Annotated in this window: 11 protein-coding genes and 1 pseudogene; all 12 read left to right on the plus strand. The window is 47.3% G+C overall.

Annotation, left to right across the window (positions count from 1 at the left end; all coding sequences use genetic code 11):
* The first annotated feature begins 23 nt into the window (after positions 1–23).
* The 12 genes and pseudogenes from ACFTRD_RS25895 to ACFTRD_RS25950 all read left to right on the plus strand — a co-directional run bounded on the left by ACFTRD_RS25895 (position 24) and on the right by ACFTRD_RS25950 (position 20076).
* Positions 24–1127 (plus strand): Gfo/Idh/MocA family protein, encoded by a 1104-nt coding sequence (locus ACFTRD_RS25895; RefSeq protein WP_379385041.1) that lies wholly within the window; start codon positions 24–26, stop codon positions 1125–1127.
* A 111-nt stretch (positions 1128–1238) separates the two neighbouring features.
* On the plus strand, positions 1239–1664 hold the full coding sequence (locus tag ACFTRD_RS25900; protein WP_192263006.1) for a MarR family winged helix-turn-helix transcriptional regulator: 426 nt from the start codon (positions 1239–1241) through the stop codon (positions 1662–1664).
* Between the two features lie 250 nt (positions 1665–1914).
* The gene (locus ACFTRD_RS25905) at positions 1915–2637 is read left to right on the plus strand and encodes a DUF421 domain-containing protein (RefSeq protein ID WP_379385043.1); all 723 of its coding nucleotides are present in this window, start codon (positions 1915–1917) and stop codon (positions 2635–2637) included.
* Between the two features lie 494 nt (positions 2638–3131).
* Positions 3132–4096 (plus strand): annotated as a pseudogene (locus ACFTRD_RS25910) (TraB/GumN family protein).
* Between the two features lie 370 nt (positions 4097–4466).
* The gene (locus tag ACFTRD_RS25915; RefSeq protein WP_379385045.1) at positions 4467–5603 is read left to right on the plus strand and encodes a GntR family transcriptional regulator; all 1137 of its coding nucleotides are present in this window, start codon (positions 4467–4469) and stop codon (positions 5601–5603) included.
* 168 nt (positions 5604–5771) lie between these two features.
* Entirely contained in the window at positions 5772–7991 is a 2220-nt protein-coding gene (locus tag ACFTRD_RS25920) for a hypothetical protein (RefSeq protein WP_379385047.1), read from the plus strand.
* A 27-nt stretch (positions 7992–8018) separates the two neighbouring features.
* Positions 8019–11096, plus strand: coding sequence for an alpha-mannosidase (locus ACFTRD_RS25925; protein ID WP_379385049.1), 3078 nt, complete (start codon positions 8019–8021; stop codon positions 11094–11096).
* A 48-nt stretch (positions 11097–11144) separates the two neighbouring features.
* Positions 11145–12059, plus strand: a complete 915-nt coding sequence (locus ACFTRD_RS25930; RefSeq protein ID WP_240661880.1) for an ABC transporter permease — start codon at positions 11145–11147, stop codon at positions 12057–12059.
* 12 nt (positions 12060–12071) lie between these two features.
* A complete protein-coding gene (locus tag ACFTRD_RS25935) occupies positions 12072–12968 on the plus strand; it encodes a carbohydrate ABC transporter permease (RefSeq protein ID WP_192263016.1) in 897 nt (298 codons plus the stop codon).
* Positions 12969–13048: 80 nt separating this feature from the next.
* Positions 13049–14704, plus strand: a complete 1656-nt coding sequence (locus ACFTRD_RS25940; RefSeq protein WP_379385052.1) for an extracellular solute-binding protein — start codon at positions 13049–13051, stop codon at positions 14702–14704.
* 54 nt (positions 14705–14758) lie between these two features.
* The gene (locus ACFTRD_RS25945) at positions 14759–16765 is read left to right on the plus strand and encodes a glutaminase family protein (protein WP_379385054.1); all 2007 of its coding nucleotides are present in this window, start codon (positions 14759–14761) and stop codon (positions 16763–16765) included.
* Between the two features lie 23 nt (positions 16766–16788).
* Complete coding sequence (locus ACFTRD_RS25950) at positions 16789–20076, plus strand: glycosyl hydrolase (protein WP_379385056.1); 3288 nt, start codon at positions 16789–16791, stop codon at positions 20074–20076.
* The last annotated feature ends 210 nt before the right edge of the window (positions 20077–20286 follow it).

Genomic DNA, 20286 nt, shown 5'->3' on the forward strand with positions numbered 1-20286 from the left:
AAAACCAAGGGAGATGTTTTACATTGAGTAAGAAAATTCGTACAGGAATCATAGGGGCTTCAATTAATAATGGGTGGGCGAGGGGTACACATATTCCAGCCATTGAGCATTTGGATGAGTTTGAGCTTACAGCAGTGGGGACAAGCAATATGGCGAGTGCGAAGAAAAGCGCAGAAGCGTTCTACGCAGATCACGGCTTTGATAACATGGAGGCGCTGGCTCAACATCCTGATGTGGACATGGTCGTTGTCAGTATTAACGTCAAGGAACATTATAACGCCGTTAAAGCCATCGCTCCTGCTGGAAAACCGATCTATTGTGAATGGCCACTGGGATCGAATACAGGTGAAGCACTTGAAATGCAGGAATGGGTAGCGTCCGCAAAATTACCAAATGCGATTGGATTACAGGCCAGACAAGCCCCGGCCGTTCAGTATGTGAAAGATTTATTGGCAGAAGGGTATGTTGGTAAAGTGTTATCTGCCAATTTGAAGATCTCCATTGATGGTATGGGTGGCGTGGGCGACAAGTCAAGTGCATACCTATTTGATCGGAAGATTGGAGGGAACTTGCTGACTATTGTAGGTGGACATAATCTGGATGCATTTACCTTCATGCTTGGGGATTTCACTGAACTTTCTGCTCTCACAGCACAACAGTTTCCTAAAGTCGAATTGGTGGATATTCAGAAAACCATTGAGAAGACGACAGATGATCAAATACTGATTGCTGGAAAATTAACGAGTGGTGCTGCAGCCAGTATTCACATTCAAGGTGGAGTCAAACATCAGACAGGACTAACGCTTGAGATTTTCGGGGATCAAGGGACAATCGTGCTGAGTGCGCCTGCATCCATTCAATTCGGATCACACCAATTACGCGGTGCTGGAGCTACTGACAACGACCTTCGTGAACTAACCATTCCGGATTCCTATTACTGGGGCCCACAATCTCTAAAAAATGACTCCGGATTTGTTCTGAATATGGCTCAGGCTTATCGTAAATTCGCGCAAGATATTCAAGAAGGCACTACCTCAGCACCTACTTTCGCGGATGCGGTGAAACTTCATCAGTTTCTGGATGCCGTCGAAAAATCAGCACAGACCGGTGAACGTCAATATTTTTAATCCATGAGTTGCCCCCGATAGGCGGTAACTCTAAGGTGAATTGACACTTTAATATCACCGTGATACATTTAGTCTGCTAAATATCATTCGGATGACAGGGCGGGATAATTCATGACAGATGCAGTAGATTGTGATATTCGACAGTCGTTAGATCGGATTTCCTCCCAAATGCGTCGGAATTATAGTGAATCTCTTAGGGAACTTAATCTCTATGTAGGACAAGATAATTTGTTGTATCGTCTGTGGTTGGGTGATGGGGTAACACAAATGCAACTGTGTGAACACTTGAAATGTGAGCCGCCAACGGTAACGAACATGGTTAAATCACTGGAGCAGAACGGATTCATATATCGTAAACGTGATGGACAAGATGCCCGGATCATGCGTATTTATCTAACGGACAAAGGAAAAGAATTAGAAAAGCCTGTTGAGATTAAATGGAGGGAGCAGCAGGATAAATTGCTTCAATCCATTTCGACGGAAGATCGGTTGATATTAAGACAGCTAATGCAACAAATGGAGAGGAATTTAATATGACGGAACTCAGTTTCCCTACTATCGACAGGCGCACGGCATTTCGCGGAACAAAAGGACAGCTGTACCTGGACTGTACCGGATAACAGCTTCACTGCTCAACACAAAGTCGCTGAAATAGCGGCTTTTTTTCAATTCCCAAAAGAGGTTTGAAGTTTAATCAAGTATGTAATCCAGATTTGAGCCGAACCTTATATTTAATGATTTTTGGGTTGATACTTGATATAGTCCCGCGACTATAACGAGTGAAAGGGTGCTAACATTGATCGATCAATTCATTATCCTTATTAGAAGTATCTCTGCCTTCTTACTTCTTTTGGTCATCGCGCGCATACTGGGAAAGCAAACGTTGTCGAATATGAATTTCCATGAATTTGTCACTGCAGTCATCATGGGAGCAATAGCCGCCAATTTAGCTTTTAATGAGAAGATGAAAGTCACGCATTTAATCATATCGCTGATTGTTTTTACAGGAACCTCGTATTTGTTATCCAAATTAAATCTGAAAAGCAGAAAAATCCGTTTATTGGCTGAAGGATCACCTACCGTATTGATCGAAGGTGGGAAAATCATGGAAAATAACCTCACAAAGAATAAACTAACATTGGATTCCCTTAACCAAATCCTGAGGCAAAAAGACATTTTCAACATGGAGGAGGTAGAGTATGCATTACTCGAAGTAAGTGGGCAAGTTTCGGTAATGAAAAAAGCCAATTACAGAACGGCTACAGTTCAGGATGTCCATAAGAAGGTAGAACAGAACCGTGAACGTATGCCTGTGGAGTTGATTATGGATGGAGAGATATTAAGCAAGAATCTGAAGCTGAATGGCATATCCGAAGAGGAATTAGTCCAACAGCTTGGAGCACAGAAGAAGAACGTTAGCGATGTATTCTACGCGGTTAAAGGAAGTGATGGACGGCTGTATATGGATTATTATGTGGATCAAATTAAACATCCTATTGACGTAGAATAACTTGCAGGGGAAGCACACACGGGGATAAAAATTCAATTCATCTGGGAAGCGAATGCTTTGTTTCTTCAGGTGATCTCCGTCTTTTTTTGTTCTCGTGCAGAGTGTTTGGTCCAAATAGATTTAATTATATGAAACTAATTTTAACTAAGACCGTTATTTATAATCAGAGAACGGTCTTTTTGAATTGATCGGATTTGGTTTAATGAGGACTGTTCTTGCACTTCATTCTTAGATGTAGGGAGAAAATAATGAATATGAAAAATTGGAGAAAATCGCTTTTATCGCTCATCATTTCTACAGGTTTGCTGGCAACAGCGGCTCCGGCTATGGCTGCTCCACAGCAGACAGCATTGAAGGTCAATGATCACAACGTGGACTATACAATCCACTCACCGATCGTGGATCAGGGCACAACCCTGGTTCCGTTGAGAACGACACTTCAGGCGATGGATATCAAGCTGAAAGGCGCGGAGAATGGTACCATTCATATCGTTATGGATGGCAAAGAGGTCTCACTAAAAAGCAAGACAAAGCTGATTAACGGCGTGATGTATGCTCCGATCCGGCTCGTTGGTGAGGCAGCAGGCTACGAGGTCCGTTGGGATCAGCAATCTCGCACCGTACTTCTGGTGTCCAAAGCAACAGGGCAAGGGGCCCGTGGTTTTATGTGGGAAGTCGAGCATAAGGGCAATACGGTATATCTGGTAGGCTCCATGCATATTGCAGACGATAGCTTCTACCCATTGCGTCCGGAATTTGAGGAAGCTTTTGCAGAAGCCACTACCTGGGTGTAGAAATTGATATCAGTAAAGCGGCCGATGAAGCACAGCAGAAGCTGATTATGGATATGGGAATGTACCAAGATGGAACATCACTGAAGGATCATGTGTCCAAGGAAACGTATGCCAAGCTCGGTGATATCTTGAAGCAAAGTGGGTTGGAGACCAATGCTCTTGATACATTTAAACCTTGGGTGGCGGAGACGACGATCAGCAGTCTGAAATCAGTGAAGGCTGGTTATGAAGCGTCTGCGGGTATCGATCTATATTTCATTCAGAAAGCCGTTGAACGGAAATTGCCTGTGCTGGAGCTGGAATCGTATGAATCCCAGTTAGGAATGTTCAATGATTTCTCCAAGGAATTGCAAGAGAAGAATTTGAACGCTGCGCTCGACAATTTTGATGTGCTTGATGATAGTGTCGACCAGATGGCCGAAATGTGGAAAACCGGGGATGACCAAGGATTGCTTGAGTTCACCAACAGCATGGCTGTCGACCCGGAGTATAACAAAGCGATGCTAATCGATCGGAATATCGGTATGGCCGACAAAATCGATGGCTACTTGAACAGTGATAAGAAAGAGGAATACTTCATCGTGGTTGGCGCAGGTCACTTCCTGGGTAAGGATGGGGTCATCCAGTTACTGAAGGATAAGGGTTATAACGTTGTGCGTAAATAAACAGACCTATCATTCAGCAACCTTTCAGTTGAATTTAACGTTCCTTTCGTTTGGATGGGATATAGAGGAATGGCATGCAAGCAGCTTCCCCACAAGAAATGGCAAACGCAACGACAGACAGAAATGGCCGATTTGATATTCGCATATAGAGCGAAACATCTTCACGAAATATGATTTTTTGGGTAAAAATGAAACGCTGAAAGTCCTGCAGATCGATAGAATCGATTTGCAGGCTCTTTTGGTTTTAGCTTCCCTCAAGGGCATCGACGACAACATTGACAGGTATGAAATGGTTGTTTATTGTACTTATATGTGTAAAAATATATTTTATATATAAAAATATAATGAATGAATTGGTGATGTGATTATCATGAGTACGAATGATCGAATACCGTTGTACCAACAAATTCAAGACTATATCCGCAAATTTATTGCTTCGGAAAATATGAAGCCGGGTGATCGAATACCGACAGAGAAGGAACTCATGGATCGATTTAACGTTAGCAAAATTACGGTAGTCAACGCCCTGACAGGTTTGGCTAACGAGAAGTTGATCGCACGTGTCCCAGGCAAAGGCAGCTTTGTCGCAGAGGGCACAGATGCAGCTGACACCGCATTTTCTGAATCTCCGGCAGTAAGGGGAGGCAGATCGAGTACAGGGATGATTGGGGTGATCATGCCTACGATTCACGACTACTTTGCGATTCGACTCATCGAAGGGATCGAGCAGTCACTCAATCAGGAAGGCTATCGCAGCATGATCATGCTGACGCATGGCAACATCGAGAAAGAAAAGGACGCGATCAGGGAGTTAAAGGCACTTGGAGCTGAGGGGCTGTTAATCTTTCCTGTGGATGAAGGTAACTATAACGAGGAGATTCTCGGCATGAAGTTATCGGGGTTCCCTTTTTTGCTGATTGACCGATATTTGCCTGGCGTCGAAACCCATTACATTGCGGCTGATGGAAGGTTGGGCGTGAGGCTGGCCGTTGAACATCTATGGGAGCTTGGACATCGTGATATAGCGATCTGCTCGGATTCTCCATTGCAAACCGTCACGGTCCAGGAGCGGATTGATGGTTATATTGAAGCGCTGAGGGATAAGGGAGCACTGATTAATCCCGCTCATATGATTACGGATTTCAAGCCATTGTCTGTTCTGAAGGACGCCGAAGCCCATCCATTGTACCGATATATCAGCAACAAAATGGTGACTGCTTATATATCGCTGAATGGCAGGCTGGGGGTTCAGATCTATCAAATGGCCAAGCAAGCTGGTCTTCGCATTCCCGAAGATGTATCGATTGTAAGCTTTGATGACCCCACTTCCATCGTGGAGGAATTTAGTATTTTTACGCATGTAAAGCAATTTGAGAGAGAGATGGGAATCCGAGCAGCCAACCAGCTTCTTGAAGTCATTCGGAATAGCCGCGAGATTACGGGCTTCAGCAAAATTCTGATTGAACCTGAACTTGTCGTTCGTCAAACGACTGGAAGCTGTCCCTAATCATCATTTCAATGCTTAAATTCAAGTCTTTTCCGTAGATGTACGGAAAGGGCTTTTTTATTTTTCTCAAAAAACATATTGAATATATTCTTAATGTATATTATATTTTATGAAATGGTGAATATTTACAACGGAAGACCAATCCAACAGGGCAGGGAGGTCAAAGCTGTGGTCAGAGATCGGAAAGAAGAACGAACCGGATTCCAGGAATCAGCACCCTATCATCCTGATTATGATCTTCAAACGGATTTTGTCATGGTCTATGGAATTGACGATACGATGCCTCAGCGTATTCAGGAATGGAAGGATAAAGGGTACGTGGTCCATTTAATGACAGGGGTAGCATGGGGGACCTATAACGACTATCTGGACGGGGAAGTAGACGGGGAAACGCACTGGGATGAAGCCCAGATGGATCGCGATGGCGAGATGATTGTCCATGGGAAGGAACCCATTATTCCTTACATGGTCCCAACGGTTTCCTTTGGTAAATATATCGCTGAACGCATACGTGTAGCTGTTGATTCGGGCGTAGAGGCGATTCATCTGGAAGAGCCTGAATTCTGGGTGAACGGAGGGTACTCGGAATCGTTTAAGAGAGAATGGCAGCTGTATTACAAAGAACCCTGGATTCCGCCTCATTCCTCACCCGATGCACAGTTTCGGGCCTCCAAATTGAAAGCTTACTTATACACACGTGTGTTAGACCGCTTATGTACCGAGATGAAAGATTATGCTCTGAAACGTTACAATCGCATCCTGCGATTTTACGTCCCAACCCACAGTCTGATCAATTATACGCAGTGGCGAATTGTCAGCCCGCAGTCTCGATTGATTGAGCTTCCATCCGTTGATGGATATATTGCGCAAATCTGGACCGGGACTTCACGAACAGCGAACGTGTATGAAGGGGTGCGGAAAGAACGAACATTTGAAACCGCTTACCTGGAATATGGTGTCATGCAAGAGCTTGTGCGGGGTACAGACAGACGAATGTGGTTTCTGCATGACCCTATCGAGGACAATCCGAATTATACATGGGCCGATTATAAACAGAATTACCTGAAGACGGTTGCTGCTTCACTTCTCCATCCGGGAGTTTCCCATTACGAGGTTGCGCCTTGGCCGCGAAGAATCTTCATAGGAACTTATCCGTCTGATGACGGTGCACATAAAGTACAGATCCCACCTGATTATGCAACGACATTGCTGCATGTGATGCACACACTTGGAAATATGGATCAAGACCATATCGAAACAGAAGGTGAATCTCTTCAGGTTGGTGTATTGATTGCCGACTCAGCGATGTTTCAGCGCATGAAGCCTGAGCCGGAAGCACCGAATGCAGGAAAGTATGACGGCACAGATCCAGAAGGTTTTCAAGAGGATGGCGACACAGAGCTGCTGGATTTCTCTCCATTCTATGGTCTTGCTCTGCCATTGCTTAAACACGGTATACCTGTGAGACCCGTCCAGCTCGATAATGTGAGGCGCTATCCGCATTACCTGGCTCCCTATCGTGTCCTGCTGTTGAGTTACGAGTACATGAAGCCAGAGCACTCCGATATCCATAATGCGCTGGCCCAATGGGTACAGGATGGGGGCGCGTTAATCTATGTTGGAGACGACAGCGACCCGTATCACAACATCCGGGCATGGTGGAATAATGATCAGCACAGTGAAGGCCCAAATACCATATATACCTCACCACGCGAGCACTTATTTGAACAGCTTGGACTTAAGGCAGAGCAGGAAGGAATTCATCCTGTGGGCAAAGGACTGGTGCATTGGCTCTCAGTACATCCAGCTGTATATTCGTCAAGCCAATCGGGGGCAGATCAACTTCGCCAGTCTGTGAAAGAAACATTGGAGAAACTTCCGGGTTCCAACTTCCGTTGGGAAGCCAAGCATTATTTTAAAATTAAACGTGGGCCCTACATCATAGCCTCTGTCCTGGAAGAGTCCATATCCGAAGAACCACTGGTTATCCCAGGTCCAGTGGTGGACTTGTTCGATCCTGACCTGCATGTTCGGCAAGAAGTAAAGTTGGCTCCTGGTGAACAAGCACTGTTATACGACATTACGGCCGGAAGGCCACAGCAAGACAAGGTGAGCCTGATCTCTGCCTCTTCCAGAATTGAAGAGCTGACGATAACGAATACAGGTTTTCAATGTGTAGCCAAGGGTCCGACCAACATGCAGGCCACCGCCAGATTCTATTGCCCATTTGAACCCATATCCGTTTGCAGTATAGATCAACACCAGACTGTACCTGCCGAATGGAAATGGGATTCAAAATCGAAAACCGTACTGCTGAAATATGAGCATGGCAGCAAGAACAAGGTGGAGATTCAAGTAAGGTGGGATCGTGAGAATGCAAAAGCTTGATGAACGAGAGGAGAGAACAAAACAATTATGCCATATGAACCGATTAGACTCGGACATTTGAATCAAATGCTGTCCAAACTCCGTGAAGCCATATATGAGCCGATTGCCAAGTTGAATGTGACAGCATGGGTTACCCCGGAGCCCGTTTCGTTCGAGGAAAGAATGTCAGGTCAGAAAATCACCCTTTCACAGGGCGAGCGTTGGGGGGAGTTATGGGATTGTGCCTGGTTTTGTTTTACGGGCAGTATTCCACCACCGTTTGATAGTGACGCCAAGGTTGTTCTCCTGCTGGACGTGAACGGCGAACTCTGTCTGGTAGATCAGGAAGGAACACCTGTACAGGGTTTGACAACCATCAACTCGGAGTTTGAATTCACATTGGGTCTGCCCGGGAAAAGAGTGGTTGAACTGGACCATGCGTCGATAACAGTGACAGACGGGGCATTCGAACTGTGGGCTGATGCTGGCAATAACGACTTATTTGGCAAATACCAAGGCGGTACGGTAAAAGAAGCGGTTATAGCCATCTGTCGTGAAGATATCCGAAGTCTCTATTACGACACAGAAGTGCTTCTGGAGACGGCAGAACATCTTCCTGTCAACACGGCGCGCAGAGAAAGAATTCTTCAATCCCTATATGACGTTTCCATATTATTGACGGAACTCAGCCCTGACCGCATTCAGCGTGCCAAGAAATTATTAAACGAACCATTATCACGTCGTGGCGGAGACCCCGTGATGAACATAAGTGCGGTTGGGCATGCCCATATCGATTTGGCCTGGTTATGGCCGATTCGCGAAACGATCCGCAAGGGCGCAAGAACTTTTTCAACGGTGCTTCGCATGATGGAACGTTATCCCGATTATGTGTTCGGAGCGAGTCAGCCTCAGCTATACGATTGGATGAAGCAGCATTATCCCAAGCTGTATGACCAGATCAAGGAACGGGTTCAGGAAGGAAGATGGGAACCACAAGGGGCCATGTGGGTCGAGTCGGATACCAATGTGCCAGGCGGTGAATCTCTTGTACGCCAGATCCTGTATGGCAAACGTTATTTTCAACAGGAATTCGGAATGGAGATGAAGTCGCTGTGGATGCCAGATGTATTTGGCTACTCCGCAAGCTTGCCGCAGTTGTTGAAGAAATCCGGTGTAGATTACATGATGACCCAGAAGCTCTCCTGGAGTGAGTACAACCGCCATCCTCACCATTCCTTTCTGTGGGAAGGGATCGACGGTTCCTCGGTGTTAACACATATGCCACCTGAGGATACGTACAACAGTCCGGCCGCCCCACGTTCCATTGCCAAAGCAGAGCGGGAGTATCTGGACAAAAATGTTTCCAGCCACGCATTGATGCTCTTCGGCATTGGAGACGGCGGCGGCGGGCCGGGAGAAGAGCATTTGGAACGGCTGGAGCGGGAGAAGAACCTGCTCGGTCTGGCGCCTGTTGTGCAGGAACCTTCCTGGAAATTTTTTGAACGATTGAATGAAGAAAGAGAGCGATTCCAGACCTGGCGTGGGGAGTTGTATCTCGAAAAGCACCAAGGAACCCTGACCAGTCAGGCACGGAGCAAGCGGTATAACCGCAAGATGGAGAAAGCTCTGCGCGAGCTGGAGTTTGCTGCTGTACTGGCTGCCCGCATTGGCAAGTCTTATCCGGCCGAAGCATTGGAGACGATCTGGAAGGAAGTGCTTCTGTACCAGTTCCATGATATCCTCCCCGGATCTTCGATTAAGCGAGTATATGATGAGTCGTTAATACGGTATGAAGCATTGCTCCAGCAGACGGAAGGCATGATCACCGAAACCTACAGCTATATTACAGATTATATCTCTTCCCAAGAGGGAAGCTCCAATTCAACTGTGGTATTCAACTCACTACCGTGGGAACGTCAGGAGTGGCTGCACCTCCATGGACGATGGCATAAGGTGCAGGTTCCATCCATGGGCTACACCGTGGTATCTGATCATGAAGACCAGGAGGTCATGGGGGAGATCGCAACTGGTATTGAAACGGATGTTGCTGCGCTGGAAACAGATTTCCGTGACACAGCCAAGGAGCACAGTATGGAGAATGACATTCTCATCGTGAAATTTGACCCCAATGGCGGCATTACCTCGATCCTGGATAAACTGGAGTCCCGTGAAATCATCCTGCAAGGACAGCGGGGGAACGATCTTCGTGTATATCATGACGAAGGCGATGCCTGGGATTTCCGCCATGATTATTCAGCGCAAGCGGGGATGCCATTAATTCTGAATGATATCCATGAGCTTCGGGATGGTCCAAGAGTTGGGTTGGTTTTTGATTACAGCTACGGTGAGTCGTCTCTAACCCAAACCGTTATTTTAACTGAGGGCAGTCGGCGTATTGATTTTGAGACGGTCGTGGATTGGCAGGAAAACGGTAAAATGTTACGCACTTCGTTCCCGGTGCAGATTCGTACCGATCAGGTTCACTGTGAAATCCAGTTTGGCAGCCTGAGCAGGCCGACTCACCGCAATACGATGTGGGACTTTGCCAAGGATGAGATTTGCGCTCACCAATGGGTGGATATATCAGAACCGGATTACGGAGTCGCCTTACTCAACGATTGCAAATACGGGCATCGAGCCATTAACAATGTGCTTGACCTTCATTTGCTGCGCAGCAGTTCCTACCCGGATCCGGTGGCGGATCGTGCAGAGCACCAATTCACCTATTCGTTATATCCGCATCAGGGGAACCATGTTCAGGCTGAAATCTATCGAAGAGGCAATGAACTCAATATTCCGCTGCGCCTGAGTTCCTTGTCTGCACCTTCAATGGATGTAGAAGAGGAAAAGCTGCCTTACACGAAAGCATTCCTGCAGCCGGATCATCCGCACATCATGGTGGAGTCAATCAAAAAAGCCGAGGACAGCAATGACATTATTGTCCGTCTGTATGAGACCTCGGGAACCCAGGTCAAAACGAAACTGTCTATCGGATGGGATACTGCTGAAGTTTGGGAGGTTGATCTCATGGAAAATAACATTTCATCCCTGGAGCTGCACAATCAATCTGACGTAGTTGTATCCTTCACACCATTCGAGATCATCTCGCTGCGATTAAAAGGGTAGCAAGAATATCGGTTTCAACCTTCCACAAGGGAAAGGAGCGTTGGGAATGTGATTAAGAACAGTGTGTTAATGAAGCGAATCTGGAAGCATAAGCTCTTTTACTTGTTCATGTTACCTGGCATCATCTGGTTTTTCTTATTCTCCTATGTTCCCTTATATGGAATTCAGGTTGCCTTCAGGGACTATACCTTCGTTGGCGGTTTTACCGGAAGCCCTTGGGCAGGTTTCAAGTACTTTCAACAGTTCTTTAACTACTATCAATCTGGTGATATCATCCGCAACACGGTGATCATCAGTCTCATGAAGCTGTTAATCGGCTTTCCGATGCCAATCATTCTCGCCATTCTTTTAAACGAAATACGCATGATCAGGTTCAAGAAAACCGTTCAGACACTTTCCTATTTACCCTATTTTGTATCCTGGATTGTGGTTGTCACCCTGATGCAGAGATTGCTCACGCCATACGGCGGGCCAGTGAATGATTTGCTGGGGTCGTTCGGAACTGATCCAATCCAATTCCTGAACAATCCCACCTGGTTCTATCAGATGATTGTTGGATCGGATATTTGGAAGAACATCGGCTGGAACTCCATCATATTCATGGCTGCCATTGCCGGAATTGACCAGCAGCAATATGAAGCTGCCAAGATCGATGGTGCAGGGCGTTTCCAACAGATGTGGCATGTGACCCTGCCGGGTATCCGTAATGTCGCCATTATATTATTTATTCTCGCAGTGGGTAACTTGATGAGCGCGGGTTATGAGCAGCTGCTTCTCCTGAATGGACCTGCGACCGCTGGCATGGGCAGTGTACTCGACGTGCACGCCATTAACTCGGGTATCCGGGAAGGGCGTCTGAGTTACGCGGCAGCTGTGGGGCTGTTCCAGAGTGTGATTGGGCTGATTTTGGTACTAACGGTCAACCGGATTGCCCGCAAAGTCAGTGATGTATCCCTGTTCTAAGGAGGTGATGTGATGACACGCAAATGGTCCTTATTTTCAGTTATAAACTATACCATTCTCGCTTTGGTTGGATTCTCCATGATCTACCCGTTTATTTACATCCTGGCGTACTCGCTGAATGACGGCAAGGATTCCATGCAGGGCGCGATCTATTTCCTTCCACGACAATTTACACTGGAGAACTATGCCCAGGTATTTGATAACGCACGCATCTGGAAGGCGTACCAGATCACCATCATGCGCACCGTGCTGGGTACGTTCCTTCATGTGATTCTGTGTACACTGATGGCTTACGCGCTCTCGAAGAAATCATTGCCGGGCCGTTCATTTTTCACCTTTTACATCTTTTTGCCTACGATTTTCAGTGCCGGATTCATCCCGTTCTTCATTACGCTTCAGAAGCTGCATCTGATCAATACCTTCTGGGTGTACGTCTTGCCGCTGTTATTCAACTTCATGCATATCATCATTATCCGGACCTTTCTGCAAGGAATTCCGGAAGAGCTGGAGGAATCAGCCCACATTGACGGGTATGGGGATTTTCAAATCTTCATTCGCATCATTCTGCCTCTCTCGGGACCCGTACTGGCAACGATCTCCCTCTTCATTGGGGTCGCCCACTGGAATGACTGGTTCTCGGGTGCCTACTATGTATCCAACAAGGATCTGATTCCGGTGCAAACCCTCTTGCAGGAGATGCTGACCGAAGCGGAGTCGCTGTCCAATTCGATGCAGCGCGCAGCACAACAGGGCGGGCAGACGATTGGCGGTTCAGGCGGAGCGGGTGCGACACCCGAATCCCTGCGTATGGCTCTGCTTGTCATCACGGTCTTCCCGATCCTGTGCATCTACCCGTTCCTGCAACGATATTTCGTAAAAGGAGTGATGATCGGTTCGGTGAAAGGTTAGGTGATCCTGACCCGGAATTTGCTGAGTTTTACCAGGCTTGACCCAGATCATTCATAATCATATTTCAGGAGGCGATTGGTTTGAACCGAATTTGGTCGAAAGGCGTATCCGTATTACTCGTGTCCATCTTGGTTGGAGGATCGTTGAGCGGATGCACGGATTCATCAGGAAACGGGAATAGCGGAGAAGCAGCTGATGGTTCATACAAGCTCAAAATATTGCACAACTGGAACGGTTCGGGTGGTTCGGATAACGGAATAACGCCTGTGGAAGAAGTCATCAAGGAGAAGACTGGCGTCACGCTGGATTGGGAGTATACCAAAGGCAGTGAGACCGAGAAGGTAAACCAGATATTTGCCACGCAGGATCTGCCGGATATCTATACCGGACCCGCATGGGGAGGTGAGCTGGATGGCATTATCAAGGCGGCCAAAGAAGGGCAGCTCGTCGATATTTCCGACAAATTGGGGGACTATCCTAACCTCGCGAAATCCATTGCTGAAGAAAATGTACCCCCAGCGCTCTACGAAAAAGCGATTAATGCCTATGACGGCAAAAAATATCTACTCCTGCAAAACCAGCCTGCCCAGAATGAAGATGGCATGGATTGGCTGTACGGCTTCTATGTTCGCAAGGATATCGCGGATAAGGTGGGTATAGACCCTCAATCGGTCGTAACGAAGGAGGAATTCTATAACTTCCTCAAAGCAATCAAGGATGCCAATCTGCAAGAGAACGGGCAGCCGGTCTTTCCACTGGGTGGCTTCAGCAACGGCTGGTCCGTCGGCATCGGCAATACCATGTTCAATTCGGGTGGCAGTTATGTTGACAAAGGTGACGGAACGGTAGAGCATAACTTTTTCACCAAAGGTTATGAAGAATACACCCTGTTCTATCGGAAACTGGTTGAAGAAGGGTTAATGGACCCGGAAGCATTCACCCAGACTGACCCGATCGCCAAGGAGAAAATCAATCAGGGCCGCATCGCCATTCTGGCCGCACACTATCCGGCCATTCTGGATGCCTCCAAAGAATATGTTACTTCACACCCTGGAAGCGATTATATCCCGATCGGCCCTTTGGAGCGTGCAGATGTTGAACCGAATCGCCCTGCGGATCTGGGCATTCAGGGCAACAACGTAACAGCGATCACCAAAAACTGCAAGGGCGCATGTGTAGATGCGGCGCTGAAGTTCCTCGATTACATGGCTTCCGATGAAGGATTTATGCTGGCAAGATACGGAGTGCAGGGCGTTCATTGGGATATGAAGGAGGGTAAACCTGTTGCCAATAAGGAGTGGTTCGATAAATTTACGGCAGATCAATCGGGTAAAGTTCGCAAGAACGAAGGCATCTCCATTGGTCTGGAATCCATCACGGGGCCTGATCGAATCAATTCGGTCGCAGGCGGAGATATCTGGGCCGATCAGAAACGGCTTGATGCCATGGAACGAGCCAGAAAAATTCTGCGTCCTCATGGCATTCATGTCATTACAGCCTATAACCCGGGCGATGTGATGACCAAAGCACCGGAATGGGAGATGCTGAAGCCTTCCATGGACCGGATGGGTGATGCCTGGAAGGAAGCAATCTTTGCGAAATCGGATGAAGCGGCGTTGGGCATTATCAACGAGCTTCGCGAGCAGCTTCGAAAGACCGGATATGATCAAGCCATGCAGTTTACGAACGAAAATTTGAAAGGAAAAGACGTAGTTACCGTTCAGATGCCAAACTGATGACGGCCATTGTTATTCTTGATTCTGACTTTTACACGAAGGAGTTGTAAGGATATGACCACCCGTTTCAGACCACCTTCCGTACCTCTTGTCACCGTGGACCCTTACTTTAGCGTATGGTCGGCCGCAGACCATCTGTATGAAGATCATACCCGGCATTGGACGAACAAAACGAATGGCATGGTGGGCTTGGCGGTGATCGATGGAAAGCTTCGACGATTTATGGGGAAAGTGGGATCGGAAGAGCGTACAGCTGTCCAGGAACCTGAAGTGCTGGTGCAGACCAACCTGACTGTCCAGCCCGTAACGACTCGATATACCTTTCAAGGCGAAGGAATAGAGCTTAATGTTCAGTTCACCACACCTTTATTGCTGGATGATTTGGACCTGTTATCCAGGCCGGTGACGTATTTGAATTTTCAGGTCAAATCGATCGATGGGGCATCCCACCAAGTCAAAATTTACGTCGATGTAACAGGCGAATGGTGTGTAAACACAACCGATCAGCACGTAACCTGGGAACGCCATGTCATTGAGGAACAATGGAATGCCATGTCCATGGGTACTGTGGATCAGCCCGTATTGAAACTTGCCGGTGATGATACACGAATCGATTGGGGATATATGGTTCTCGCTGTTCCTCAATCCTCTCATATCCAGACGGCCATTCACTCAGTGACAGGCCGCGAACAGTATGTACGCACTCGTCAATTGCCGACAGAAGATGATCAGTACCAGCCGCGAGCTGTATTGGACAACATGCCGGTTATGGCAGCCGAGTTCGATCTGGGGGCTGTCCAGGAAGAACCGATATCCGAATATCTCATGCTTGCGTATGACGATATTCATGCGATTGAATATTTTCAACAACCGCTGACTGCGTATTGGAAAAGAAATGGATTAACGTTTCATGAAATGCTGTTACTGGCAGCTCAACAATACGAAGAGATTCAGCAGCGCTGTGACAGCTTTAATCTTGAACTCATGGCAGAGAGTCAGGGCGCAGGCGGTGAGAAATACCGGGATATTGTGGCGCTAACCTACAGACAGGCGATTGCAGCGCATAAGCTGGTTGCCGATGAGGAGGGGAATGTTCTATTTTTCTCCAAAGAGAATTTCAGCAATGGATGTATCGCTACGGTGGATGTCAGCTACCCTTCGATCCCACTTTTCCTCAGGTACAACCCTGAACTGATCAAGGGCATGATGCGTCCGATTTACAAGTATGCGATGAGCCATGATTGGACGTTTGATTTTGCACCTCATGATGTAGGAACATACCCTAGGGCAAACGGTCAGGTGTACGGTGAGAACAAGCTGGAATACCAGATGCCGATTGAGGAATGCGGAAATATGCTCTTGATGGCTGCTGCGGTCAGCAAGTATGAGGGGAACATCGATTTTGCCCGGAGTCATTGGGAACCTCTTACGAGATGGGCAGACTATTTGCTGCAAAATGGACTTGATCCTGTAAACCAGCTGTGCACAGATGACTTTGCGGGACATTTGGCGCACAATACCAATTTATCGATCAAGGCCATATTGGGTATTGCTGCGTATTCCTACCTGTGTGAAAAGCTCGGTTTGCAGGAAGGGGCGAAGTACCTTGAGGAAGCTCGGAACATGGCTCAGGAGTGGGTGTCCATGGCAGATGCCGGGGACCATTATAAGCTGACGTTTGATAGTCCAACCGATTCATGGAGCATGAAGTACAATCTGGTCTGGGATCATCTGCTCGACCTGCACCTGTTCCCGAAAGAGATCGCCGCCAAAGAACTTGAATATTACATGCACAAACAAAACCGCTATGGCCTGCCGCTGGATAGCCGTGAAACGTATACCAAATCCGATTGGATGGTATGGTGTGCCTCCATGAGTTCAACGAAAGCGCAGTTTGAGTCTTTCATTTCACCGCTGTGGGATTTCATGAATGAAACTTCGTCTCGTGTTCCTGTAACGGATTGGTATGACACGATCACCGCTAAGCAGATGAATTTTCAGAATCGTTCTGTGGTCGGCGGCTTCTTTATCCAATTACTCATGCAGCAGTCTACAGACTAATGGGTGTTAGGCAGGTGGTGAGTATGAAGGCAGACGCAGAAGAAATCTGTAACCTTTCCATACAACTCAAACAGCAATTTGCGAATCCGGATGAAACATATCGTCCACAGCCTTTTTGGTTTCTGAATCATGAGCTGGAGAAGACGGAACTGGAGAGCCAGATTCAATCCATGTTTGAAGCGGGAGTTGGTGGCGTGGTTCTGCATGCTCGGCATGGGATGCAAATGCCATATCTTTCGCCGGAATTCATGGAAGTGCTGGAGTTCTGCACAGCAGAATGCGCGAAACGAAATATGGTTGTTTGGCTGTACGATGAGGAGAATTGGCCGAGCGGAACATTGGGTGGAAAACTGACACGGGAGCACCCGGAATATCGCATGCGTTATTTGAGAATAGAGGAAAAACGGTATTTGCAAGGTACATCGCAGGAAGGCATGAAGCTGGACTTTGCCTCCTGCGATCACAATGAGCTGATCGCCATTCTGGCCTATCGCGCGATTAATTGCGACGGAGAGTGGCTGCTTCATGATGAATCGGAAGATATCACACATTATTGGGGGCGGGAGTGGACGCCGAATCATGTCGATGATTCTTATATCGTGCTCGCCTGCTGGTCTTGTGAAATTGCCGAAGGAATCACCTTTGCTCAAGGGTATTATCTGGATACATTGAACCCGAAAGCGGTTCAGTCTTTCATTCAGATGTCTTATGAACCGTTTCTTGCATTAAAGCCATATTACGGCTCAACCATCCAAGGGGTGTTTACAGACGAGCCGGGGCTTATGATTCATGATGGTTTCTTCGGCGTGGAGGCAATCCGAACCGCTGTTCATGATGTGGAGGCTACTTTGCCTGGGCTCGTCTTCGCTTGGACTGAGGGGATGGCCGAACGATATCAGCAAGAGAATGGGTATGATCTAATCCCGCGGTTAGGCGCATTGTTGTATCGAGTGGCAGACGGCAGCCGATCCACAAGGCAGCAATATTATGATACGATCACCCGTTGGTATGTGGAGGGATATCATGCCGCGATTCGTTCATGGTGTGAACAATCCGGTCTGCTCTATATCGGTCATACGCTGGAGGAGCCTGTCTGGGGGCAGGCTCGATCTCAGGGCAATCAGACCCGGGTATTGCAGCAATTCCACTATGCAGGCGTGGATTATCTCACTCCCGGCATCGGGTCAAAGGCGAATCCGCATCGCATTGTGTCCGTCAAGACGGCGGCTTCTGTCGCGCAGCTGAACAGGAAGGAACGAGTGATCTGTGAAGCCTTTGGTGCAAGTGGTCATGGTTATTCCATGCGCCAGCGGCGACTTGATGCCAATTTTATGGCCTTTTTGGGAGTTAATCTGTTTATTCCGCATGCATTCTATTATTCGTTTGCCGGGTATCGGAAGACCGACTTTCCACCGACTGAATTCAAACATGCACCCCATTGGCTGCATTATCGTGCTTTTGCCGATTATATAGGGCGATTGAGTCTGCTTGGAGCAAAAGGAAAACGAACGCCGGAAGTTCTGCTGTTATCGCCTCTCCATACGGTATATGAAAACATGTTCACATCAGGCGAAGCGGATATGCATCCTTCATCAGATGTGCTGTTCTCGCTTTTGTCGGATCGCTTGCTGCGATCATCTATCGACTACGACTATGTGGATGAATGCCAGCTTCGCGATGCGCTCCTTGTTGAAGGAGAGGGCTTGCAATTTGATGGAGATGGTCATGGCTATTCGATGGTCATTATGCCGGAGATTGAGGTGATGTCAAGGGACATCGCAACCAGGCTTGTATCCTTTGTTAAGCAGGGCGGAACGTTAATTGTGATAGGTACAATTCCGCAGCATAGTGAATCCTTGCGGCAAGACCCAGCGCTGCTGAAGGATATCCAGGAGCTGTTTGGTTCCGATCCTCAGCACGGAAAATTAGTTGCTGTTGGCAAGGGGCACAGTCTGTTTTACTCCATGGATGAGGCTGTTCATCAAGGCGGTCAGAGTCAGCGTCTGGATCAACTCGAAGCGTTTTGTATTCAATTAGGGGAGTTGATCAGAGAACCACCGGTAATACGATGGGATTGGATTGCAGGTCAGTCTGACGATTTGATTATCGTCGAACGCAGGATTGGAAATCTGGTGTATGTATGGCTGATGAATTGGTCAGAGCACTCCGTGACCATTAGGCCCATCTGCGATGAAAAGAAAGGTTACTTGGAAGAGTGGGAGTTGGAGAATGGAAGAGTATGCAGCATTGACGCTGAATCGTTCCTTTCATTCGTACCCGGAGAGCTGCGTGTGCTGTCGGTAAGTCCTCAAGAGAGCTCCTCTTTTCCGCAAGAACGTACGGATCATGCGGAGTATACAGAGCAAGCGTGCCTGGGAGATAAATCTTTTTCCACGAATGTGGTAGAGGTTATTCTGGATGAGCAGTGGGGGTTCAGGACCGCAGGCCCCAACGTTCTTCTGCTAGATCAATGGCATGTTACGTTGAATGACCGACATTCCAGGATGAACGCGACCATGCCCGGGCAAGTAAATACGTATCGCACGACGTTTGAAATGACGGCAAAATTGATTGAACGGCTTCAATCCCGGCGTGGTTCGGATCGTTCCGGTAAGGCAGGAGAAGAATCATGGGGCAGGATGGAATTGCTTCTGGATGATGTAGATCAGATAATTCCATCCCATATCGGATTTTTGCAGCGTAGGCGTAATCTTGAAATATTCGTCAATGGGGTACGTCAGGAAGCGTTAAGACGCTCTTCGTGGCAGGATGGTGATTATGACAGTGTAGATATCACTCCACATTTGTTGGCTGGCGAGAATGAGTTGGAGATTCTGACGGTTTCGTTATTGGAGCCGATGCCTGCTATTTCATTCCCAGCATTTCTGATTGGTCCGTTCGCGATAGAAAACGATATGACGTTAAATACCGATGTGAAACAATGGGGTGGAAGTTGGAATACTGCTGGCTATCCTTATTATTCAGGTACGGGTGTCTACTCGCAGCAGGTGGATCTGTCTAACGTAAACTTAGCTGCAAATGAGGAGCTATGGCTGGTAGCCGAAGATATAAGGGAGACAGCAAGCCTATATGTGAATGATATTGAAGCAGGTATTCGTTTATGGCCGCCTTACCAATGGAACATAACGCCATATATTCAAGAAGGATTGAATGAAATGAACTTACATGCCGCAAATACACTGGAGAATTTGTATGTAAAGTCAGCGTTGACATCAGGAATTAATGGACAGGTGAGGTTAATCCGACGAACGCGAAGAACATCACAGACACAACATCACAACAAATCATAAAAAAACATTAAAAATGCGTGTTCAAAAAGTCAGGTTTTCAGCACCGAAGCTTATGCTTCCGAAGTGCGTTTTTTCAAAACGCTGGAGTTGGATAAAGTTAGGGACGGAGTAGCGGAGCTACACGTTTTTGGAGAAAACGGCTTCGGAAGCATGTGCTTGCGAACCTACGTGAGCAACTGAAATGTTTCCGTAGGAAACATACTTCGGAAG

The sequence above is a fragment of the Paenibacillus sp. NPDC056933 genome, from assembly GCF_042674385.1.
In the GTDB taxonomy this organism is placed as follows: Bacteria; Bacillota; Bacilli; order Paenibacillales; family Paenibacillaceae; genus Paenibacillus.

Coding starts and splice junctions, on each gene's coding strand:
- ACFTRD_RS25935 (WP_192263016.1), top strand. CDS start 12,072: ATGACACGCAAATGGTCCTTATTTTCAGTTATAAACTATACCATTCTC.
- ACFTRD_RS25900 (WP_192263006.1), top strand. CDS start 1,239: ATGACAGATGCAGTAGATTGTGATATTCGACAGTCGTTAGATCGGATT.
- ACFTRD_RS25915 (WP_379385045.1), top strand. CDS start 4,467: ATGAGTACGAATGATCGAATACCGTTGTACCAACAAATTCAAGACTAT.
- ACFTRD_RS25950 (WP_379385056.1), top strand. CDS start 16,789: ATGAAGGCAGACGCAGAAGAAATCTGTAACCTTTCCATACAACTCAAA.
- ACFTRD_RS25925 (WP_379385049.1), top strand. CDS start 8,019: ATGCCATATGAACCGATTAGACTCGGACATTTGAATCAAATGCTGTCC.
- ACFTRD_RS25945 (WP_379385054.1), top strand. CDS start 14,759: ATGACCACCCGTTTCAGACCACCTTCCGTACCTCTTGTCACCGTGGAC.